Here is an 18419-nt window from a genome sequence, read left to right as displayed (position 1 = left end):
ATATCATCGAAATCATTTTCATAGATATATTGTTTGAAATCATATGAGAAAAATAGGAAGTTTTTCAACTATATTCATATTATAATTTAGTTATCCCGCCATTTTTAGGAGATGGGTTGCCTATAAAACATTGACTAAAGCTTTACTTTAACTATCTTTGGAGGTGTTCAATATTGCAATATGCATTTTCGCGTATAAGGCTACGTAGTTTTTTTGGATGGATGATTATAGGGATGTTCCTGACGATGATTCCATTAAGTTTATCAGGTGCTTCTGACAATACGATAGAGTTCCTGTCACAAATATCAATCTTTTTCGTATTTCCACTATTGTGGCTATATTTAAAAACAAGTAAAAATAATGTTGTTTTTAAAAGTTTTTTTGATAAACCCGGACGTTTACATTGGGGGTTAATTGTATTAGCAACGATAATGGGAATAATTTTTTCAGTCGGTATATCTCAAATTCAATTTTATATTTTAGCACATACTGTACCAAATTTCTTAGTTACTATGTTAGAAGATGGAAATGTAATTAATACGAGTAACATATACATGACGATATTTACTTTCATTTCAGCATGTGTATTAGCCCCAATAATGGAAGAGGTTATTTTTAGAGGTTTTTTCTTACAACGAATGGCTTACAAATGGGGGATTAAACGTGCAGTTATTATATCCTCTCTTATTTTTGGACTAGGCCATTTTGATGTTATCGGTGCTTTCATGTTCGGTGTTATTATGTGCCTTCTATACATAAAGACAAAAAATATATGGACGAATATTGCTGTGCATGCTCTAAATAATTTGATTGCAACGAGTATGCAATTTGTAGGTGGAGATGGAAGTGACGCAATCTCGATTACTGAATTACAAGCACAAAGTAATTTATGGATCGGCATTGGTCTTGCGATTATCGGTTTATTATGGTTAATTCCTTTTACTTGGAAACAATGGCGTACTGTAAAAGAAGTAGGTGTGCCACCGCTTCGCTTAATAAATGAAGAAAAAGTGATGAATTCATCACGTGAAAATGAAATGTATAGCCAAGTTATACTAACGAATAGATTGATGGCGGTGGAACTGCCAGATGAGGCTGTCAACCAGCTCAAGTTAGAAGAAAATGAGTATGTAACAATAGCTGTAGAAGAAGATAAGATTATTATAAAAAAGGCGGATTATAGGCCATTAAAAAGTAGCTCTCCAGTATGAAAAGGAGAGCTACTTTTTAATTTGTAATAATCTCTACACGGAAGTTATTTCCGTTTTTCACGTATTTAATATCTGTAACGATCCGAACGGTTTTTAGAAGTTCAACTTTTTCACCAATTCGAGGGATGGTCGGAACATTGTCCCAAATACCAAGCAAGTCATCTAATTGTGCCGTTTTTTCATAAAACCAGATTTTCAATGTAAAGCCCCTTTCTCGAACTTTGTGTATTTTAATACATGATATATCATTTTTATTCTCAATGTAAGAGGTTTTTACTCTTTTTTATGAATAAAAATGAATTAATCTTCTGGGAAGATATGTTCAATATCCGGAGTGAGAGCTACTTCTGATAATACGATATGAGAAACTGTCGTTGCATATGAAGAAACATCATTGATAAATTCTTCTAGTTCAACCAGTGAAGGAACAGAGATTTTTACAATGTAGCATAAGCTTCCTGTTACTCGGTAACAAAAACTTGCAGATGGATAAGACTGAATAAACTGTTGCATACGTGTTGTATCACCATTTTTTAAAGTGATTTCTAAAATACAATCTAAAACAAGTCCTGCTTTTTTATAATTGATATCGATTGTGTATTTTTGAATAATTCCTTCACTTTCAAGTTTACGAACACGCTCTGTAGTAGACGGAGCGGATAAGTTTACTCGTTTTGCCAATTCGCGCATTGAAAGGCGACTATCATTATATAATTCATTTAAAATTTTTCGATCAACACGGTCTAATTGCATTTGTAAATATACCTCCAGTAAAATGATAATTTTTGTAAAGGAAAATTATAAATTAAGATTCATATGAAATGTAAAGTGAGCTTTATTTATTTTACAATAAAAAAGAGGGAAATAGGAGGGGAAATGATGGAGAGAATTATATTATCAAATATAGGAGATACAAAGTTTCAAAAATTATTAGGGCATAATCCGGATATATTAAATTCGTGGAGTACGTTAGAGAATACACTGTATAGTACAGGGACCCTTTCCGCAGAGTTAAAGGAGCAAGTAAGAAGAACATTAGCGTTTGGGAATGAATGTCCGTACTGTATGGCAAAGGGAAAGCCGGATGATATACAAAAGATAGAAGAAATTAGCGTAGCCGTTACTTTTGCACATGCATTTGTTCATAACCAAAAGGCGATAGATGATAATATGTTTCATGTATTAAAACAATATTGGACTGAAAAAGAAATTGTAGAGCTTTGTGCCTATATTTGTTTTATTACTGCGTCACAGCAACTTGGTTTTCTGTTTCAATTACAGCCCAATTAACTAGGAGGATAATATGCTTAATCACGCAGCACTTATAATCATTGATGTACAGGAAGCATTTAACTTACCGTACTGGGGCACAAGGAATAACCTTTTTGCGGAAGAAAATATGAAAATTTTGTTAGAAGAATGGAGAAAAAGAGAATTACTAGTTATTCATATTCAGCATGTGAATAAAGAAAATGTGGAGTCAATGTTTCATCTAGATGCAGAAACAGTACGTTTTAAAAAAGAAGTGAGGCCATTACCAGGTGAGATTATTATTCAAAAGGTTGTTAACAGTGCGTTCATTGGGACAAATTTAGAAGAGATATTACGAGTAAAAGATTATACTTCTTTAGTAGTTGTAGGATTAACGACAAATCATTGTGTAGAGACGACAACACGGATGTCAGGTAATTTAGGATTTACAACGTATGTAGTGAGTGACGCGACGGCTACTTTTAACCGCATCGGTCCAGATGGCACAGAGTATAGCGCAGAGGATATTCACAATATGACGCTTGTAAACTTGCATGATGAATTTGCTGCTATTGTGACGGCGAAAGAAATATTAAAAACTATTTCGATAAAATAATTGCAGAATTATGTAGAAAAAAATAAGAATATTTCGTATAATCTAAGTATAATCATTTTGAAAATAGGGGTGTCATCATATGAAGCAAATTCCAGTAAAGAAAATAGAAGAAGTACTCGTTTTAGCAGGAGATGATAAACAAAAGCAAAAGGAATTTTATGAATTGCTCTTAACAACGGAGTTTTATGTTGCTGGTTCATTAGAAGCAGAGGACGGGGCAACAGAAGGCACACTTCGTTTACGTCATTTCCAAGGAGAGGGTAGATGGATTGTTCCATTCTTTACACAATTGGAATTTGTAAAAGCTGTGTTGCCAGAAGGGACACCCCTTATTACGATACGTGGAAAAGAATTATTGGGTAGCATCGAGAAAGATGCTACAGCTGTATTAAATGTTGGAACAGATATGAGTAAAACATTTATTCCAGAAGAAATTGCAGAGATAGCATCAGGACGAATCTTTAATTATTATAAGTAAAAGGAAAAGCTTAGCAGCTTTTCCTTTTTAATTTGAACATGGAGTGGCTATACCAGAAGAAATAGAAACAGTTTTGTTAGTTGTATTTATTGTTGCTGTAGCTCCGAGGGGAATACCGATATTTGGACTTATATGTCCAATCGGTAAACCGAATAACACAGGTATATTATATGGCATGAAATATTCATATAATATTGTTTGCAATGATTGAGATGGCTTAGAAGGGTTGCAGTCGTGACAACTTGTAAAAATAACGCCACTGCATTCATTAAACTGTCCAGATAAAAGTAGTTGATTTAACATCCGGTCAATGCGGTACGGTTCTTCACCAATATCTTCAAGCAATAAAAGTCTATTTGACGTATTTATCTCATAGGGCGAGCCAATTATACTTGTTAACACAGTTAAATTCCCTCCAACTAATGTGCCTGTAACTGTACATGGAGAGGTGGGCACGATACATTCTGATGCATATAAGATAGATGAATACGGATGGAATAGTTGATTGAAAGAAGATAAAGAGAGAGAATCTATACCTTTTCCTAATTCTTCAATCATTGGACCATGAAAAGTTACAAGCTCTGCATAACGTGAAAAGGCAGTATGTAAAGCCGTAATATCGCTATATCCCCAAAAAATCTTTGGATTCCGTTGAATGATTTCATATTGAATGTAAGGGAGGAGACGAGCGCTGCCGTAACCACCTCGTGCACAAAAGACTGCTTTGACCTCAGTATTTGTAAATGCTTCATGTATATCATCAAGACGAACTTGATCACTTCCAGCTAAATATCCATATTTTTCATAAACGCTCTTTCCGATTATTACAAATAAACCCATCTCTTGTAATACGTTCACACCTTTTAATACATTCTCAAGTGTTGGTGGGCCAGACGGTGCAATAATCATTACTGTATCACCTTTTTGTAACGCATTTGGATGAATCATTGTTCTCAGCCTCCTTCTCTTTCAATATATTCGCTTGAGCGAAAGTTCAATCCTTGTAAAAGAAGGGGAAAGCATGTCATATAAAGAAGGTATAGGGAAAGTAGGAGGGAAAATGATGTTTACAAGTCGAGTAATAGATATATTACAAATTAAGTATCCGATCATTCAAGCAGGTATGGCAGGAGCTATTACAACGCCAGAACTTGTTGCAGCTGTGAGTAATAGCGGAGGATTAGGTACGCTTGGAGCAGGGTATATGAGCCCAGAACAAATCCGTGAAGCGATTTATAAAATAAGGGAACTAACAAATAAGCCTTTCGGTGTTAATTTACTTTTAACGAAAGAGATACAGATAGAAGAAGAGAAGGTAAACGAGGCGAAAGTATTACTTAGTGGAGTGAATAGAGAATTAGATATAGAGGAAGAAAAGACTTTAAAACTTCCAAAAAGCTATAAAGAACAATTACAAGTATTATTAGAGGAAAAGGTACCAGTCGTTAGTTTTGCATTTCAAACGTTAGAAAAAGAAGAAATAGATGATTTGAAAAAGGAAGGGATAAAAGTTATCGGAACAGCTACCCATGTAGTGGAAGCGAAAGCACTTGCTAAGTTAGGGGTAGATATTATCGTCGGGCAAGGTAGTGAGGCAGGAGGGCATAGAGGAACGTTTATTGGGAAAGAACAAGATGCGATGATTGGTACATTTGCATTAATCCCGCAATTAGTAGCGGAAGTACCTCATATCCCGATTGTTGCAGCAGGTGGTGTAATGAATGGGCAAGGGCTTGTTGCGGCATTTGCGTTAGGGGCAGAAGCCGTTCAAATGGGATCAGCCTTTTTAACGAGTGAAGAAAGTATTACGCATGACGTGTATAAAGAGGCGATTTTACATAGTACAGATACGAGTACAACGGTAACCCGTGCGTTTTCCGGGAAATATGCACGGGGTATTCGTAATGAATTTATAGAGAAACATGAAGGAAGAGAAGAGAATTTACCGATGTATCCAGTGCAAAACGTATTAACTTCAAAAATACGTCAAGAAGCAGCGAAGCAAAATAAGGAAGAGTATATGTCGCTTTGGGCGGGACAAGCATCATCATTAGCACGAACGGAATCAGCTCAGCATGTAGTGAAACGTGTCGTGAAAGAAGCAGAGAACGTAATTGAACAATTACAAGATGTATATAGAAAAAGACCACTTGAATAATTCAAGTGGTCTTTTCGTTAGTTTGCTTTATAAAATTGTTGGATAGCTTCGTCGATGTAAACCCAGCCTTTCCAACCTAAGTGCATATGATCTTTTAAGAAGTACTTATCATATTCATGATTTGAGAAATCAGCAATTGGATAGCCAGCTTGCTTAATTTGCTCATGAACTTTATTGTAGTATAATTCGCGTTTTTCTTTCGGGAAGCCAGCGTAATCATACCAAGGACCTTTTACAGGAACAGAAATGAAGAGCGGTTTTGCGCCAGATTGTTTTAATAAATCAAGTACAATTTGTAAATCTTCATATTCTGGTGATTGGTCATAAGCATCATTTTTTAAGTAACCTTCACGTTGCTTTAATTTCTTCTTAATTTTGCTATTGAAGTAATCATCTTCGATACCATATTCGTTAGAGCTTGATTCTACTGCACCTGTTTGATCAGCATGCTTACGAGCTTCTTCCCAGTTCATTTGTTTCAATGATGGATCAAGCTTTTCTTTATGCGGCTTAATATTAAACATAACTGTAAATAAATCTTTACGATCTAGAATGTTACGATAAATATAAGCGAAAGGTTTAGCAGCAAGTGCTTTTACTTTATACTTTGTATCATCGTAGGCGATACCTTCAAGCGAAATTTTTAATAAAGTTTCTTTTTTAACAATCTCAAAGTTTAATAAGCGTTTTGCAATTTGTTTTTTCATTTCAGGTTTTAAATCATCGTTGAAAATGAAGTGGTAACCTTGTTGTTTTGAAAAGTTAGGTGCAAAGTGTGTCTCATCAATACCTTGTGGTACAAACCATTGCGGAGAAAGAACGAATATCATTTTCTTATCTTTCAATTGATCCATTGTAGATGCGAAGTTTAATACATGTACAAGGTCTTGTGTTCCGCCGCGTCCAAGTAGGAATGGTGTGAATCCTTCAGGCTTTACTTTGAAATAATTCGATGGATGAAAAGCATCCATACGTGCGAATTCCGATGAACCGTACATCGGAAGGTATTTCGGGTCTGCTAACATCTTTTGCTGTAAAATCATACTTTGAATCTTTTCTTCTTTTAAAGAAGTCGCAGCTTGTTCTACTTTCTCATCACTTAAAAGTGGGAGTAGGAAGCGCGTAGGAATAAGTAAGAATACAGCAAAAAGGGCCAATGCTAAAAGCATCGGACCAAATTTTACTTTGTTCATCGGATTTCTTCCAACTTTTTAATAACCATATTTGGTGTAGCCCACTCATCGCGGTCAAAATCAGAAATAGAAACTTCAATCTCTAAACGCTCTTGGAATTCTACTAATAAAGACACTACAGCGAAAGAATCAAGAATACCTTCTTCAAATAATTGAACATCTAAGTTTTCTTTCACAATATCGTTTTCACATACTTCTTCTAAAATATCTAATACTTGCTCTTTGAATTCTGCCATTTTTAAAATCTCCTTTATATCCGAAATATATTATATGTGCAACTTCTTAATAGTATAAGAAGGGTGCATTAAAAGTATCTGTTAAGGTGTCCAGAGAAAATTAGGAAACCGAAACATACAACGTGGAACGTAATTACAATCGCAAGGACGTGTGTAAATTTATTGTTTGGCCAAAACTTATGCTTCTTGTTTTTTCGTTCGAAAATATCGAATAAAATAAACAAGGCGGCATGATATAGACCATAAATAACATACTGCGCAACAGCACTTCCTTGGATGTGCCAAATTCCCATAATGAAGAAGTTTAAAAATGCACCGATATACGAAATTGTGTAACGGTTCTTAATTAACTTTTTCTTCGTTGCAAAAAAGACGAAACGCATGTAGATGAAATCACGGAACCAGAATGATAAACTCATGTGCCAGCGGTTCCAGAAGTCTTTAATATTACGACTAAGGAATGGCTTATTAAAGTTTTCTGGAGTTTTAATTCCCATCATGTAACTGATACCAATTACGAACGCACTATAACCTGCAAAGTCAAAGAATAATTGCATGCTAGTAGCGTACATAAAAATCACATTAGATAAAAGTGTATCTTGATTGGCGAATACTGCTTTTACAAGATATGTTGTTATCAAATGCGCGATTATAAATTTATACAGAAAACCTTGGAAAATACGGTTAAGCCCTGTATATAATAATTTTTGATACTCCTCAGCACTAGGTGGCTTTTGGATATCTTTTTGGAATCTTCGGTAACGATCGATAGGTCCACTTGAAATCGCAGGGAAGAATAAAACGAATTCCCAGAAATTAAAGAAGGAAAGTTCTTTAATTAAGTTATCGCGAACTTCAAATACCATTTGTACAGCTCTAAATGTTACGTAAGACATACCTGCGAAAACAATAAAATGCAATTCAGGTACAAATGGTGCGATTTTTGCCAAAATAAGAGGTAAAATTGATAAAATAACAGCCATACAAAATGTGAATGTACTATTATTTTGTTTTCTTAATAATAAATAGCCTTTAATAAGGGCGTATTGCCAAATAATAAATGCTGCTAACATCATTGCTTGCTTCGGTTTATCAGAGAAGATAATAACGAGCATTACTAATGTTAAAACGGCATTATATTTACGCAACATTTTACCTTTTAATCCAGCTATGATAGTAGGTATTAATAAAATGCCTACTATAGCGAAAAAATAAAATGATCCATATGCGGTCATGCTGTAACCTCACTCAATAATTTTTTGCGATCTACCTTTCCATTTGGTGTCATCGGAATAGAAGATTGATACATGAATTTACGTGGAATCATGTAGTTTGGTAATCGCTCATTGAGTTCTTTTTTAATTGCAGATGTTAATTTGAATTCTTTTTCAAATGAATGTTCTCCAGGAACAACAACCGCTAATAAATAATCGTATTTCTCACCTTTTTTAATTGGAACAATAACTGCTCCTTCTACGTAAGAACACGCACGAAGATGATGCTCAATTTCTTCTAATTCCATTCGATAACCATGAAGCTTAATTTGGAAATCAAGACGACCATTATAGAATAGAAGACCATTTTCTACATAGCCAGCATCGCCTGTTTTATAGGCGCGCTCACCGTCAATCATAGTAAATGCTTTTTCTGTTAATTCAGGACTTCCTAAATATCCAACGCTTACGCTTGGACCGACAATTACGATTTCACCTTTTTCACCGTCAGGTGCAATTGTACCATCTTCTTTCATAATAAGAAGGCGACAGTCTGATTTACAGTAGCCAACTGGAAGTGATTTGTATTGATCAAGCACTTCTTCTGTAACGTGAATACCTGTTACAGCAACAGTAGCTTCTGTAGGACCGTACGTATTCATAATTGTTGCTTTCGGGAACCGCTCAATTAATTTTCTAGCTACTTCATTTGGTAACACTTCACCGCAGAATAAGAATGTTTTCATGTTTGGTAGCATACTTTCAGAGAAAGAGGCTTCCATTAAACACATTTCTGCGAAAGATGGTGTCGAAGTCCATACTTGTATATCCGATTGCTCTAAAGAAGCAAACAAGTCTTTTGGACGTGCAATCATGTCTTTATCGATTGCCCAAAGCGTACCACCTGTTACTAATGATGGGTAAATATCCATTACAGATAAATCGAATGAGAAAGGTGCTTGGTTTAAGAATACTTGCCCTGTTTGTAAGTTGAAATCTTCTACAGCCCATTTTGTAAAGCTAACAAGACAGTTATAAGTAATCTGAACCCCTTTCGGATTACCTGTACTTCCTGATGTGTAAATAATGTAGAAGTTCTCATCACCTTTTACCGCATGTTCAGGATTTGGAATGTTCCCTTTATGAGTAAAGAAAATATCTTTTAAGTTGTCTTCACTTACAATGCGAACTGGTAAATCAGTTACAGTTACTTCTGTTCCTGATAAAAGTAATTTCGCACCAGAATTTTCAGCGATACGTTGTACGCGATCAGCTGGGATAGATAAATCTACAGGAATGTAAGCATGTCCAGCTTTTACACAACCTAAAAAGTTAATAATCATTTCAGGTTGCATATGGCCATAAACCATAATTGGTGAACGATCATCTGGATACTCAGAAGAAATCCAATGTGCTAACGCATCAGAATCTTCCTTTAATTGCTTGTACGTAATTTTCGCATCTCGCCAAACAAAAGCGGTTTGATCAGGCGTTTCTACAGCCCACTTTTCAATTTGTTCTAATAACTTCATAACGTTCCCACCCTAGAATTCATTGTAAATAAATGTACTTGTGTTTGTATCATGGAATCCATACAACCAAAGTAATGCAAATAAAATTGCAAGGTAATAAACCGTCTTTGCAACCCATTGTGTGAGTGGTTGAGACCATATCTCTTTTAATCTTTCCATGTCTTTCCCTCGCTTAATGAAATAATAGCTCTTTGTAGGTATCATGTCCTACATTATTGTGAAAAAAACAAAATCCCACATTTTAGGTAAAAATAAGTCAAAAGGCTCTTTTCTGATATTAGCACTAAATACTAAAAAAGAAAATCCCTAACTTAGCAATTATATTACATTCAGCATGAATTTGTAATGGGTTTGACATGTAAATAGAAAGTGGACTATAAGAATACGTGAAAATATAATATTTGTTTTTTATTAATCGGTAGAGACTGAGCAAACTTTAAATTACTAGATCTTTTTAAAAGGAGGAAATTATCATGAATAGGGTGTGGAAGAGTCTTATTTCAGAAGAAAATATTATGAAATGGAGACGGCATTTCCATAAGTATCCGGAATTATCGTTTCATGAAAAAGAAACTTCGCAATTTATATATGATACATTATGCTCATTTTCTTCTTTTGAAGTAACGAGACCAACGAAGTACAGTGTACTAGCAATTAAAAGAGGAACGGAACAAGGGAAAGTAGTTGCGATTCGAGCGGATATAGATGCTTTACCAATTCAAGAGGAGACAAGGAAATCTTATTCGTCTGTGAATAAAGGGATGATGCACGCATGTGGGCATGATGCTCATGCAGCTATTTTGTTAAGTACAGCAGAAGCGCTATCAAATATGAAGGAAGATTTTGCAGGCGAAATCCGTTTGTTCTTTCAACACGCAGAGGAAGTGTATCCCGGTGGCGGACAAGAAATGGTGGAGGCCGGTGTTATGGACGGCGTCGATTATGTAATAGGTTTGCATGTTATGTCTGGATTAGAAAGTGGGAAGGTAGGAATTGTATATGGCCCTATGATGGCAGCACCAGACGTATTTACAATTGAAATTTTAGGAAAGGGTGGTCATGCGGCACGACCAGAAGAAACGATAGATCCTATTGCTATCGGAGCACAAATTATTACAAATTTACAACATATCGTATCAAGAAATACAAGTGCTTTTATGCATAGAGTAGTGTCAGTTACACAATTTCATGGGGGGATGGCCGATAATATCATTCCAAACACAGCAGCTTTAATGGGAACTGTTCGATCTTTTAATCAAACATTAAGAGAGGAAGCAAAAGAGAAAATTGAGCAAATTGTAAAAGGAATTACAGAAGCACATGGGGGAGATTATACATATACGTATCGTTACGGATATGATCCAGTTGTTAATAATGAGTACATTACGAAAATAGTAGAAAAAAGTGCGATAAAATTGTTCGGAAATCAGCGTATTGTGCATCTTGAACCTTCTATGGGAGGAGAAGATTTTTCAGCGTATTTAAGAAAAGCACCTGGTTGTTTCATTAAATTAGGAACAGGGAATAAAAATATTGATACTTGTTATCCACATCATCATCCGAAATTTGATGTGGATGAATCGGCTTTAATTAATGGAGTGGAACTATTTTTAGAGACAACTATAAGACTACTAGAAACTGATAAAGCATAAAAAAAGGCAACTGCACTCTATTGCAGTTGCTTTTATTTCTTCCGTCAGAGAGGGCTGAGAAAGAACTATGCTCATTTATAGTATATGAATAGCTAACGGACAAGCTTGTACATTTTAACTATTTTTTAAAAAATAGTTATTGACTTTGATAATCAATTTCAATTAATCTAATGATATAATTGAAATTGATAATTATTATCAACGAAGTAGATGAGGAACCTTAATGAGAAAAACATTTCACCTTTTACGAAGGGGATTAAAAAATAAAGATGTTGATAAGCATATTGAATGGCAACGAAATATAATTCGTTCTGAATATGTAGATGAGAAGAGTACACTTCCAACAGAAAAAGAGATACAAGGTAAAAGGAGAGGTTCAGTTGAGTAAGTTAGTAATGATTTTTGCAAGTATGAGTGGAAATACGGAGGAAATGGCTGATCATATTGCGGGTGCAATTCGTGAAACAGAAAATGAAATTGAAGTCATTGATATTATGGATTCACCAGAAGCTTCTATATTAGAGCAATATGACGGTATTATTTTAGGTGCTTATACTTGGGGAGATGGTGATCTTCCGGATGATTTTTTAGATTTTTATGACGCAATGGATTCTATTGATTTAACTGGGAAAAAAGCAGCAGTATTCGGGTCATGTGATTCAGGTTATCCAAAATACGGGGTAGCGGTTGATATTTTAATAGAAAAGCTGCAGGAGCGCGGGGCAGCAGTTGTGTTAGACGGATTGAAAGTAGAATTAACGCCAGAAGATGAAGATGTAGAAAAATGTTTACAGTTTGGAGCTGAATTTGTAAAACACCTTTCTTAATGGCAGAAGGGAGATGAAGAGCAATTGCATGAAAAAATCGCAATCAAAACGATGACAGATTACCATTTGTATGATTTTATGCGTTGTCCACACAAATTTTATTTCCGTCATATAAAAAGAAGAGAACCATCTTCATTTGAATGGCAACAAATAGCACAAATGATTGTGAATCAAATTATTAATGAATATTACACGCTACCTGCGGGCCAACAAACGAAAATTGTACTTTTAATATTAATAGAAAAGTATTGGAAAAAAGTAAGGGTTAATATGTTTGCTTCGAAGACGGAATACTATATTGTTTTAGCGAAGCTAACAGATCACTTATTACAGTTTGTTGAAAGAGATGAGAGTCAGGCGCCGCCGTTATTTTTATATGAGAAGTTTCAAACATATTTGGAAGAGTTAGGCGTTCATATTTCATTGACATTTGAAGTTGGTGAGTGGAGTACAGAATCATTTACAATTAAAAAGTATGTTGTTGATGCAAATGAAGAAATGCTAGCTCTTTGTCAGAAGTTAATGACTGTGTTTAGTTATAAAGCTTTCGGTATTCTTCCAGGGAAAATTGAAGTTATTAATTTAATAGAAGGAACTAAGTATGAGTACATTCCGAAACAGGAAGATATTATAACTGGAATGGATGATTTATTTAGAATGAAAGAAATGTTACAGCAACCTGAGCACTACACAGAGCGTCATTTTCGTTCTGAGTGCATGAGTTGTGCTTTTCGTGGTGAGTGCCAAGTGGAAGAGGAAAAAGAGGAAACGTTGCAGAAGAAAAATATCGTACATTAAAGGATGCAATTTTGCATCCTTTTTATTATTGACATGAAAAGCTTTTCATCATTTACGGTATATGAGTAGCAGATTTTAATAAGGGGAGGAATAATCAATGAAAGATGAAACAAAAGTATTTCAATGGTTAAAAGAACAGAATGCTCCTTTTGGAATTCAACTGCAAATTTTACAGGCGTTTCAATTGTATAAAGTGATTGTTGAAATGGATAAAAAATTAATGATGTATGAAGAGAGAGAGTATAGGGAGAGAATTTAATCTCGTCCCTGTAATATTGCCTTCAATTGTTCTTTACTCTTGTTTAATTCTATTTCGTTATTTGTTTCAATGTTATAAATGAGGTTATGTAGTAAAGGGCTGTATTGATAAAAGGTAGTGATGCGGTGAATGAGTAATGGATCGCGGTGAGAAACAAGTGCACTGTAGTGTTTATATACAGATGTAGTAAACTCATGACCGAAATCATAATATAGCCCAGCAAAATCAAAAGCGGGATCGCCAATTTGAGCATCTCCAAAATCGATAACACCTGAAATGGTTTTGTTTTGGTTGTTAAATAAAATGTGATGATGTATAAAGTCAGCATGAATAATTGTATTTTGAAAGGTAGATTTAGCTATACAGGTAAAGAAATTTTCGAATAAACGATTTAAGGCTGATTTCTGTAATGAAGTAAGGCTGTTAGTAAGATATTGATTTAATTTTGTTTGTAGTTCTTTCCAGTAGGTAAGTGTTTTTTCGATAGGGAATCCTAACGTTTCAACACGTTTTAAAGGAATACTATGTAAAGCCGCAAGGAAAGTGGCTAATTGTGTAATAATTACTTCAAGTTCTTTTTTCTCTAACTGGGCAACTATTTCAGTTTTTAACGGTTTACCATGAATGAGAGGATAATAGCTACAAAATGGAACAGTATCACAATTATTCTTATACAATACGCGATACTTAGGGACTTCGATTCTTTGTAATGAATGAGAAAGAATGGTACACAGCTCCTTTTCTAACGGAATTCGCTTTGCATATTCAAGTTTTCTTGGAAAACGAAACAGTAGCTCGTCATTTATAATAACCGCTATATTATCCCAGCCCTCTTCATTTTGCGAATATGAATGTATAGAAAGACCGGGTAGAGCTTCTTTTATATATTGTTTGTAAGAGTCCATAATCGTTCCTCGTTTCTAAGTTAAAGGTAGGTTATTCTACTACATGATATCAGAATTTTCTTTCTATATGTTAAAATGTAACTATCATTATGAAGGAGGGTGGGGTGTATTACGAAGAAAAGAATAGTAATCATTTCTATATGTATCGCTTTTGGTTTGTTTTGGTCATATAAAGAGACTGTTTTTGCTACCTTTAAACCGATAGATCGCTACGAGTTAAATAAGGAATTAAAGAACAAGAATATAGAAATTTTAACTCATAAAGAAATGAAAATGATAGGAGAACACTTTGTGACAGCGCAACTATCAGTGTTTGAGTTTGATAATAAAGAAGATGTGAAGATAAAAAGCGAAGAGCTATTTGTAAATAAAGGGTATGAACAATTAATGAAAAATTATTATCCAAATCGTTTTCGGAATTTAGAGTATAAATTTACAAACGAGGAGATACGTGAAGTGACAGATGAGAGTTTTTACTATCATGCTGTAGCGTACGTTGCTGGTACTGAAAATGGTAAGAGAAGTGAAATGAAATTAAATTATGACATGAAAATTGTAAAGGTTAATAATATATTTAGGGTGTTAGATCAAAAGCAGTACGTACAATGAAAAATCCCTCAAGGAGAAGAGGGATTTTAAAGATTTTCATTTTATTGCCCAAGTTCTTTTTGAGCAATGTATAAATTTCCTTGCTCAACTTGTTTCAGTGTATGAACAGAATCTCCTGCATACCCTTTTTCTGTTTTAACAGTTCTTTTTGAACGATTTGAATCTTGTTTCTTCATATAATAGACCACCCTTCCTTAAAAATAGACGAAAATGATGAGCACGAGTAATACAGCTGCGAAAATGGTAATGCCCATTAAAAAAGAAGTATTTTTATATTTAGGTGGCTTATGTACATCTTGCCGATATCCAGGTGAAATTTCAGGGGCGAATTCTTCATCGAATGATTGTTTCTTTTGTTTTTCGTCCATATGTATCCACCTTTCTTTTTCATTATGTTACACGTTACAAGAAAAAATATGCATGAAGAAAACAGCCGCTATATCATTAGCGGCTGCTTTGCGTTGTATATTTTCTTTGTACTTGGAAGAGACGGATAAGCAGGAAAATTGCTCCAAATGCTAGACCGATAATAAGACCGATCCAATACCCTTTTGCTGCCCAGTCAGTATAAGTTGCTAACATATAGCCAAGAGGTAGACCTATTACCCAATAAGCTATTAATGTCATAATTAAGGCAACATTTACGTCTTTATAACCACGAAGTGCTCCTTGTACTGGAGTTGCAATCGCATCTGAAATTTGAAATAAAATCGCGAATATAAGAAATTCTTTAGCTAAATGATGGACATTTGCATTTGTCGTATAAATAGAAGCAATTTCATCATCAAAGAAATAAAGAAGGATTGAATATAAAAGAGCGAAAGCAAGGGCTAATCCAATTCCGATAAATCCATATTGTTTCGCATTATTGTATCGTTTTGCTCCAACTTCAAATCCAACTGCTATCGTCATTGCCATTGCTAAACTTAAAGGAGTCATATATAACAAGGAAGCAAAGTTCATAGCTGCTTGATGTGCTGCTATTGTTGTCGTACTAAAATTGCTCATCATAAGTGTTACCGCAGCGAAAATACTCGTCTCAAAAAAGATAGCAAATCCGATAGGGACACCAAGTTTCAGGAATTCCTTCCAGCTCGTAAAGGAAGGGCGGTATAACTGTTTAAAGATATTGAAAGAAGCGAAAGGCTCTTTCGTACGAATAATAATGACGGTAATAATTAAAATACACCAATATGTTGCTGCAGAAGCGATTGCCGCACCAACACCACCGAGTTTTGGAAAGCCAAAGTGACCAAAAATTAATAAGTAATTTAATACTACGTTAATTGGTAATGATAGTAATGTAATAATCATCGTTGTTCGAGTTTTTCCTAATGCATCAATAAATCCACGTAAGACGGTGTAAGTAAATAAAGGGATAATTCCAATCGCGATAATACTTAAAAATTGTGCTGCAATACGTTCCACAGGTTCTTCTAATTGCATGCCATTTAAAATAGGTGAAACAGCGAAGAATCCGATAAGGATAACAACGAAACTAGCACAAATTGCTAAATATACTGCTTGTATGACAATGTGGGGAACGTCCTCCTTTTTCTTTGATCCAACGAGCTGTGCAACAATAGGAGTAGTAGCCATTAAAATTCCTGTTAAGCCGGTACTAACGGGAAGCCATATACTTGTCCCGATAGCAACACCCGCTAAATCAATAGGACTTGCATGTCCTGACATTGTCGTATCAAAAAAGCTCATCGCAAATAATGACATTTGCGTTACAAAAATCGGGAAAAAGAGTAATAAAAATTGCTTTAACTTTTGTGAGAATGAAGTAGTTTCTTTCATAAAATCCCCTTTCAACGTAAAAAACAAACTCTTATTATCATACAATTTAATCAAAAAATAGAAAAGAAATAAGCGTATACAACAAATGAAATCAATAAAAAAAGGATGCACTTTGAAAAGGGATAAGGTATTATGATAAGGTGTGAAAAAATTACATATTCGTTATTAAGGAGGCACTACTTGTGGCTGATTGGTTAATTGGATTAATCATGGGTGCTGTTGAAGGTTTAACAGAGTTTCTACCAGTTTCATCAACAGGACATATGATTTTAACAGGTCATTTACTTGGATTCGACGATGAGAGAGCGAAAGTTTTCGAAGTTGTTATTCAGTTGGGATCGATTTTAGCAGTTGTTGTTATATTTTGGAAACGTTTATGGTCATTAGTTGGAATAGGGAAAGTGACTGATGGACCATCTTTAAATTTATTACATATTATTATTGGGATGATTCCTGCCGGCATACTCGGTGTATTATTCCATAGTGCAATTAAAGAAGTTTTATTCGGTCCAGGACCGGTTGTTATTAGCTTAGTAGCTGGTGGTATTTTAATGATTGTTGCTGAGAAGTTTTCAAAACCAAGTACAGCAAGAACGTTAGATGAAATCACATATAAGCAAGCATTTACAATCGGAATGTTCCAATGTTTAGCACTTTGGCCAGGATTTTCTCGTTCTGGGTCTACAATAAGTGGTGGTTTATTAGCTCGCGTTTCGCATACAGCGGCAGCTGAATATACGTTTATTTTAGCAGTACCAATGATGGTAGCTGCAAGTGGCTTAGATTTAATCAAGAGCTGGGATATATTAAGTGCAGCAGATATACCGTTATTTGCAACTGGATTTATTACAGCATTCGTTGTTGCGATGCTTGCAATTGTTTCATTCTTAAAATTGTTAGGTCGTGTAAAACTAACACCGTTCGCTTATTACCGTTTCATTTTAGCTGCGGTATTTTATTTCTTCATTATGTAAGAATAAATTTTCAGCAATCCCCTATAGAATAGACATTTGAAAAAAGTCTATTCTATAGGGGATTTTTTTATAGCGAGAGAAAAATAAAACTTTTACCTTCAATTACTTGTATTTCACCATGTGAAATATGCCATAATGATTTCGTTATAATAACTTTAAGAAAATCGATAGGGTATTTGAGAGGGGCAGTTTAGTGAGTTTTGCAATAGAAATAGTAATTCCGGCACCAATTGATGTTGTGTTTGATTATGTAAATAATGATGAGAAAATAATGGAATGGAGTACCTTCATGGTAGAAAATAGGTATCCTCCAAACGTAGATGTAAACAATCCTCGTGAAGGTGATAAATATATATCCGTGCAAAAGATGGGGAAGAAAATATATGAGTTTGAGGCAGAAATTTTAGAGTGTGAAGCACCTTATATCGTATCAATTGGATGTGAAATGAATCAAGGCTATACAGCCGCAACTTATATGTTAGAAGAAGATGAAGAAGGTACATCACTTACCTTAATATTAGAATTTGAACCGAAGAATTTTTTATATAAGATTATGTATAAGTTGACTGGGTGGATGACACGTGCAGTATATATGGGTGAAATGGAACGTTTAGCAGAGTGCGTAGATGCTGCACATTCTCAAAAAAAGGATTATAATTTTGTAAAATAAAAAAACTGCCGAGTTCGGCAGTTTTTTTATTTT

At 34.7% G+C, this 18419-nt stretch carries 25 protein-coding genes; 13 read left to right on the top strand and 12 right to left on the bottom strand.

Features of this window, described 5'->3' with window-relative positions; translation table 11 throughout:
• The first annotated feature begins 173 nt into the window (after positions 1-173).
• Positions 174-1211 carry a CPBP family intramembrane glutamic endopeptidase gene (locus tag V7038_RS07105; RefSeq protein WP_070138980.1) on the top strand — a complete coding sequence of 346 codons (1038 nt, stop codon included), beginning with the start codon at positions 174-176 and terminating at the stop codon, positions 1209-1211.
• Positions 1212-1227: 16 nt separating this feature from the next.
• On the opposite strand, the gene V7038_RS07100 is transcribed toward V7038_RS07105, so the two are convergent.
• Positions 1228-1410 (bottom strand): DUF3913 family protein, encoded by a 183-nt coding sequence (locus V7038_RS07100; protein ID WP_000707108.1) that lies wholly within the window; start codon positions 1408-1410, stop codon positions 1228-1230.
• 101 nt (positions 1411-1511) lie between these two features.
• Positions 1512-1964 (bottom strand): Lrp/AsnC family transcriptional regulator, encoded by a 453-nt coding sequence (locus tag V7038_RS07095; protein WP_002011610.1) that lies wholly within the window; start codon positions 1962-1964, stop codon positions 1512-1514.
• A 123-nt stretch (positions 1965-2087) separates the two neighbouring features.
• On the opposite strand from V7038_RS07095, the gene V7038_RS07090 reads away from it, so the two are divergent.
• The 3 genes from V7038_RS07090 to V7038_RS07080 all read left to right on the top strand — a co-directional run bounded on the left by V7038_RS07090 (position 2088) and on the right by V7038_RS07080 (position 3556).
• The gene (locus tag V7038_RS07090) at positions 2088-2501 is read left to right on the top strand and encodes a carboxymuconolactone decarboxylase family protein (protein WP_171902550.1); all 414 of its coding nucleotides are present in this window, start codon (positions 2088-2090) and stop codon (positions 2499-2501) included.
• A 13-nt stretch (positions 2502-2514) separates the two neighbouring features.
• Positions 2515-3078, top strand: a complete 564-nt coding sequence (locus V7038_RS07085) for a cysteine hydrolase family protein (protein ID WP_002201224.1) — start codon at positions 2515-2517, stop codon at positions 3076-3078.
• A gap of 79 nt (positions 3079-3157) precedes the next feature.
• Complete coding sequence (locus V7038_RS07080) at positions 3158-3556, top strand: SseB family protein (RefSeq protein ID WP_002158706.1); 399 nt, start codon at positions 3158-3160, stop codon at positions 3554-3556.
• A gap of 27 nt (positions 3557-3583) precedes the next feature.
• Here V7038_RS07080 and V7038_RS07075 read toward each other — a convergent pair whose 3' ends face one another.
• Positions 3584-4504: a S66 peptidase family protein gene (locus tag V7038_RS07075; protein WP_002201222.1), complete on the bottom strand. Its 921-nt coding sequence runs from the start codon at positions 4502-4504 to the stop codon at positions 3584-3586.
• Between the two features lie 73 nt (positions 4505-4577).
• Between V7038_RS07075 and V7038_RS07070 the strand changes: the two genes are divergently transcribed.
• Positions 4578-5714: an NAD(P)H-dependent flavin oxidoreductase gene (locus V7038_RS07070; RefSeq protein WP_335469660.1), complete on the top strand. Its 1137-nt coding sequence runs from the start codon at positions 4578-4580 to the stop codon at positions 5712-5714.
• Positions 5715-5731: 17 nt separating this feature from the next.
• Here V7038_RS07070 and dltD read toward each other — a convergent pair whose 3' ends face one another.
• The 5 genes from dltD to V7038_RS07045 form a co-directional block, all read right to left on the bottom strand.
• Positions 5732-6907, bottom strand: coding sequence for a D-alanyl-lipoteichoic acid biosynthesis protein DltD (gene dltD / locus V7038_RS07065; RefSeq protein WP_002202676.1), 1176 nt, complete (start codon positions 6905-6907; stop codon positions 5732-5734).
• The gene (gene dltC / locus V7038_RS07060) at positions 6904-7143 is read right to left on the bottom strand and encodes a D-alanine--poly(phosphoribitol) ligase subunit DltC (protein ID WP_002011622.1); all 240 of its coding nucleotides are present in this window, start codon (positions 7141-7143) and stop codon (positions 6904-6906) included. Before dltC ends, dltD begins: the two co-directional genes overlap by 4 nt.
• A gap of 68 nt (positions 7144-7211) precedes the next feature.
• The gene (gene dltB / locus V7038_RS07055; RefSeq protein WP_002202675.1) at positions 7212-8378 is read right to left on the bottom strand and encodes a D-alanyl-lipoteichoic acid biosynthesis protein DltB; all 1167 of its coding nucleotides are present in this window, start codon (positions 8376-8378) and stop codon (positions 7212-7214) included.
• On the bottom strand, positions 8375-9889 hold the full coding sequence (dltA, locus tag V7038_RS07050; RefSeq protein ID WP_002202674.1) for a D-alanine--poly(phosphoribitol) ligase subunit DltA: 1515 nt from the start codon (positions 9887-9889) through the stop codon (positions 8375-8377). Before dltA ends, dltB begins: the two co-directional genes overlap by 4 nt.
• 12 nt (positions 9890-9901) lie before the next feature.
• On the bottom strand, positions 9902-10048 hold the full coding sequence (locus V7038_RS07045; RefSeq protein ID WP_002011626.1) for a teichoic acid D-Ala incorporation-associated protein DltX: 147 nt from the start codon (positions 10046-10048) through the stop codon (positions 9902-9904).
• 314 nt (positions 10049-10362) lie between these two features.
• Between V7038_RS07045 and V7038_RS07040 the strand changes: the two genes are divergently transcribed.
• The 5 genes from V7038_RS07040 to V7038_RS07020 all read left to right on the top strand — a co-directional run bounded on the left by V7038_RS07040 (position 10363) and on the right by V7038_RS07020 (position 13425).
• Entirely contained in the window at positions 10363-11541 is a 1179-nt protein-coding gene (locus V7038_RS07040) for an amidohydrolase (RefSeq protein ID WP_335469656.1), read from the top strand.
• Between the two features lie 223 nt (positions 11542-11764).
• A complete protein-coding gene (locus tag V7038_RS07035; RefSeq protein WP_002158699.1) occupies positions 11765-11929 on the top strand; it encodes a hypothetical protein in 165 nt (54 codons plus the stop codon).
• Positions 11922-12368 carry a flavodoxin gene (locus tag V7038_RS07030; RefSeq protein ID WP_071151091.1) on the top strand — a complete coding sequence of 149 codons (447 nt, stop codon included), beginning with the start codon at positions 11922-11924 and terminating at the stop codon, positions 12366-12368. Before V7038_RS07035 ends, V7038_RS07030 begins: the two co-directional genes overlap by 8 nt.
• 24 nt (positions 12369-12392) lie before the next feature.
• On the top strand, positions 12393-13166 hold the full coding sequence (locus tag V7038_RS07025; RefSeq protein ID WP_071151092.1) for a hypothetical protein: 774 nt from the start codon (positions 12393-12395) through the stop codon (positions 13164-13166).
• A 97-nt stretch (positions 13167-13263) separates the two neighbouring features.
• Positions 13264-13425: a hypothetical protein gene (locus V7038_RS07020; protein ID WP_002149564.1), complete on the top strand. Its 162-nt coding sequence runs from the start codon at positions 13264-13266 to the stop codon at positions 13423-13425.
• On the opposite strand, the gene V7038_RS07015 is transcribed toward V7038_RS07020, so the two are convergent.
• The gene (locus V7038_RS07015) at positions 13422-14330 is read right to left on the bottom strand and encodes an aminoglycoside phosphotransferase family protein (RefSeq protein WP_071151093.1); all 909 of its coding nucleotides are present in this window, start codon (positions 14328-14330) and stop codon (positions 13422-13424) included. The two genes, V7038_RS07020 and V7038_RS07015, sit on opposite strands and share 4 nt — an antisense overlap.
• A 99-nt stretch (positions 14331-14429) precedes the next feature.
• On the opposite strand from V7038_RS07015, the gene V7038_RS07010 reads away from it, so the two are divergent.
• Positions 14430-14939, top strand: a complete 510-nt coding sequence (locus V7038_RS07010) for a biotin transporter BioY (protein ID WP_070138988.1) — start codon at positions 14430-14432, stop codon at positions 14937-14939.
• A gap of 41 nt (positions 14940-14980) precedes the next feature.
• On the opposite strand, the gene V7038_RS07005 is transcribed toward V7038_RS07010, so the two are convergent.
• From V7038_RS07005 to V7038_RS06995, 3 genes are all read right to left on the bottom strand, one after another.
• Positions 14981-15115, bottom strand: coding sequence for a hypothetical protein (locus V7038_RS07005; protein WP_335469652.1), 135 nt, complete (start codon positions 15113-15115; stop codon positions 14981-14983).
• Positions 15116-15133: 18 nt separating this feature from the next.
• Positions 15134-15307: a hypothetical protein gene (locus V7038_RS07000; protein ID WP_000343684.1), complete on the bottom strand. Its 174-nt coding sequence runs from the start codon at positions 15305-15307 to the stop codon at positions 15134-15136.
• A 76-nt stretch (positions 15308-15383) separates the two neighbouring features.
• On the bottom strand, positions 15384-16742 hold the full coding sequence (locus tag V7038_RS06995) for an MATE family efflux transporter (protein ID WP_199659868.1): 1359 nt from the start codon (positions 16740-16742) through the stop codon (positions 15384-15386).
• A 182-nt stretch (positions 16743-16924) separates the two neighbouring features.
• Between V7038_RS06995 and uppP the strand changes: the two genes are divergently transcribed.
• Both uppP and V7038_RS06985 read left to right on the top strand, forming a co-directional pair.
• Complete coding sequence (gene uppP / locus V7038_RS06990) at positions 16925-17716, top strand: bacitracin resistance undecaprenyl-diphosphatase (protein ID WP_002201211.1); 792 nt, start codon at positions 16925-16927, stop codon at positions 17714-17716.
• A gap of 193 nt (positions 17717-17909) precedes the next feature.
• A complete protein-coding gene (locus V7038_RS06985; RefSeq protein ID WP_070138989.1) occupies positions 17910-18386 on the top strand; it encodes an SRPBCC family protein in 477 nt (158 codons plus the stop codon).
• Positions 18387-18419 lie beyond the last annotated feature (33 nt).

Origin of the sequence: Bacillus sp. JJ783 (assembly GCF_036963225.1) — a bacterium.
GTDB classification, from domain to species: domain Bacteria; phylum Bacillota; class Bacilli; order Bacillales; family Bacillaceae_G; genus Bacillus_A; species Bacillus_A cereus_U.
The sequence above is the reverse complement of the archived record's forward strand: the minus strand, read 5'-3'. Positions and strand labels throughout refer to the sequence as shown.

Excerpts from the sequence above, each read along its gene's own strand:
- V7038_RS07095 (WP_002011610.1), bottom strand. The coding sequence starts at position 1,964 with ATGCAATTAGACCGTGTTGATCGAAAAATTTTAAATGAATTATATAAT.
- V7038_RS07090 (WP_171902550.1), top strand. The coding sequence starts at position 2,088 with ATGATGGAGAGAATTATATTATCAAATATAGGAGATACAAAGTTTCAA.
- V7038_RS07085 (WP_002201224.1), top strand. The coding sequence starts at position 2,515 with ATGCTTAATCACGCAGCACTTATAATCATTGATGTACAGGAAGCATTT.
- V7038_RS07080 (WP_002158706.1), top strand. The coding sequence starts at position 3,158 with ATGAAGCAAATTCCAGTAAAGAAAATAGAAGAAGTACTCGTTTTAGCA.
- V7038_RS07075 (WP_002201222.1), bottom strand. The coding sequence starts at position 4,504 with ATGATTCATCCAAATGCGTTACAAAAAGGTGATACAGTAATGATTATT.
- V7038_RS07070 (WP_335469660.1), top strand. The coding sequence starts at position 4,578 with ATGTCATATAAAGAAGGTATAGGGAAAGTAGGAGGGAAAATGATGTTT.
- dltD (WP_002202676.1), bottom strand. The coding sequence starts at position 6,907 with ATGAACAAAGTAAAATTTGGTCCGATGCTTTTAGCATTGGCCCTTTTT.
- dltC (WP_002011622.1), bottom strand. The coding sequence starts at position 7,143 with ATGGCAGAATTCAAAGAGCAAGTATTAGATATTTTAGAAGAAGTATGT.
- dltB (WP_002202675.1), bottom strand. The coding sequence starts at position 8,378 with ATGACCGCATATGGATCATTTTATTTTTTCGCTATAGTAGGCATTTTA.
- dltA (WP_002202674.1), bottom strand. The coding sequence starts at position 9,889 with ATGAAGTTATTAGAACAAATTGAAAAGTGGGCTGTAGAAACGCCTGAT.
- V7038_RS07045 (WP_002011626.1), bottom strand. The coding sequence starts at position 10,048 with ATGGAAAGATTAAAAGAGATATGGTCTCAACCACTCACACAATGGGTT.
- V7038_RS07040 (WP_335469656.1), top strand. The coding sequence starts at position 10,363 with ATGAATAGGGTGTGGAAGAGTCTTATTTCAGAAGAAAATATTATGAAA.
- V7038_RS07035 (WP_002158699.1), top strand. The coding sequence starts at position 11,765 with ATGAGAAAAACATTTCACCTTTTACGAAGGGGATTAAAAAATAAAGAT.
- V7038_RS07020 (WP_002149564.1), top strand. The coding sequence starts at position 13,264 with ATGAAAGATGAAACAAAAGTATTTCAATGGTTAAAAGAACAGAATGCT.
- V7038_RS07015 (WP_071151093.1), bottom strand. The coding sequence starts at position 14,330 with ATGGACTCTTACAAACAATATATAAAAGAAGCTCTACCCGGTCTTTCT.
- V7038_RS07005 (WP_335469652.1), bottom strand. The coding sequence starts at position 15,115 with ATGAAGAAACAAGATTCAAATCGTTCAAAAAGAACTGTTAAAACAGAA.
- V7038_RS07000 (WP_000343684.1), bottom strand. The coding sequence starts at position 15,307 with ATGGACGAAAAACAAAAGAAACAATCATTCGATGAAGAATTCGCCCCT.
- V7038_RS06995 (WP_199659868.1), bottom strand. The coding sequence starts at position 16,742 with ATGAAAGAAACTACTTCATTCTCACAAAAGTTAAAGCAATTTTTATTA.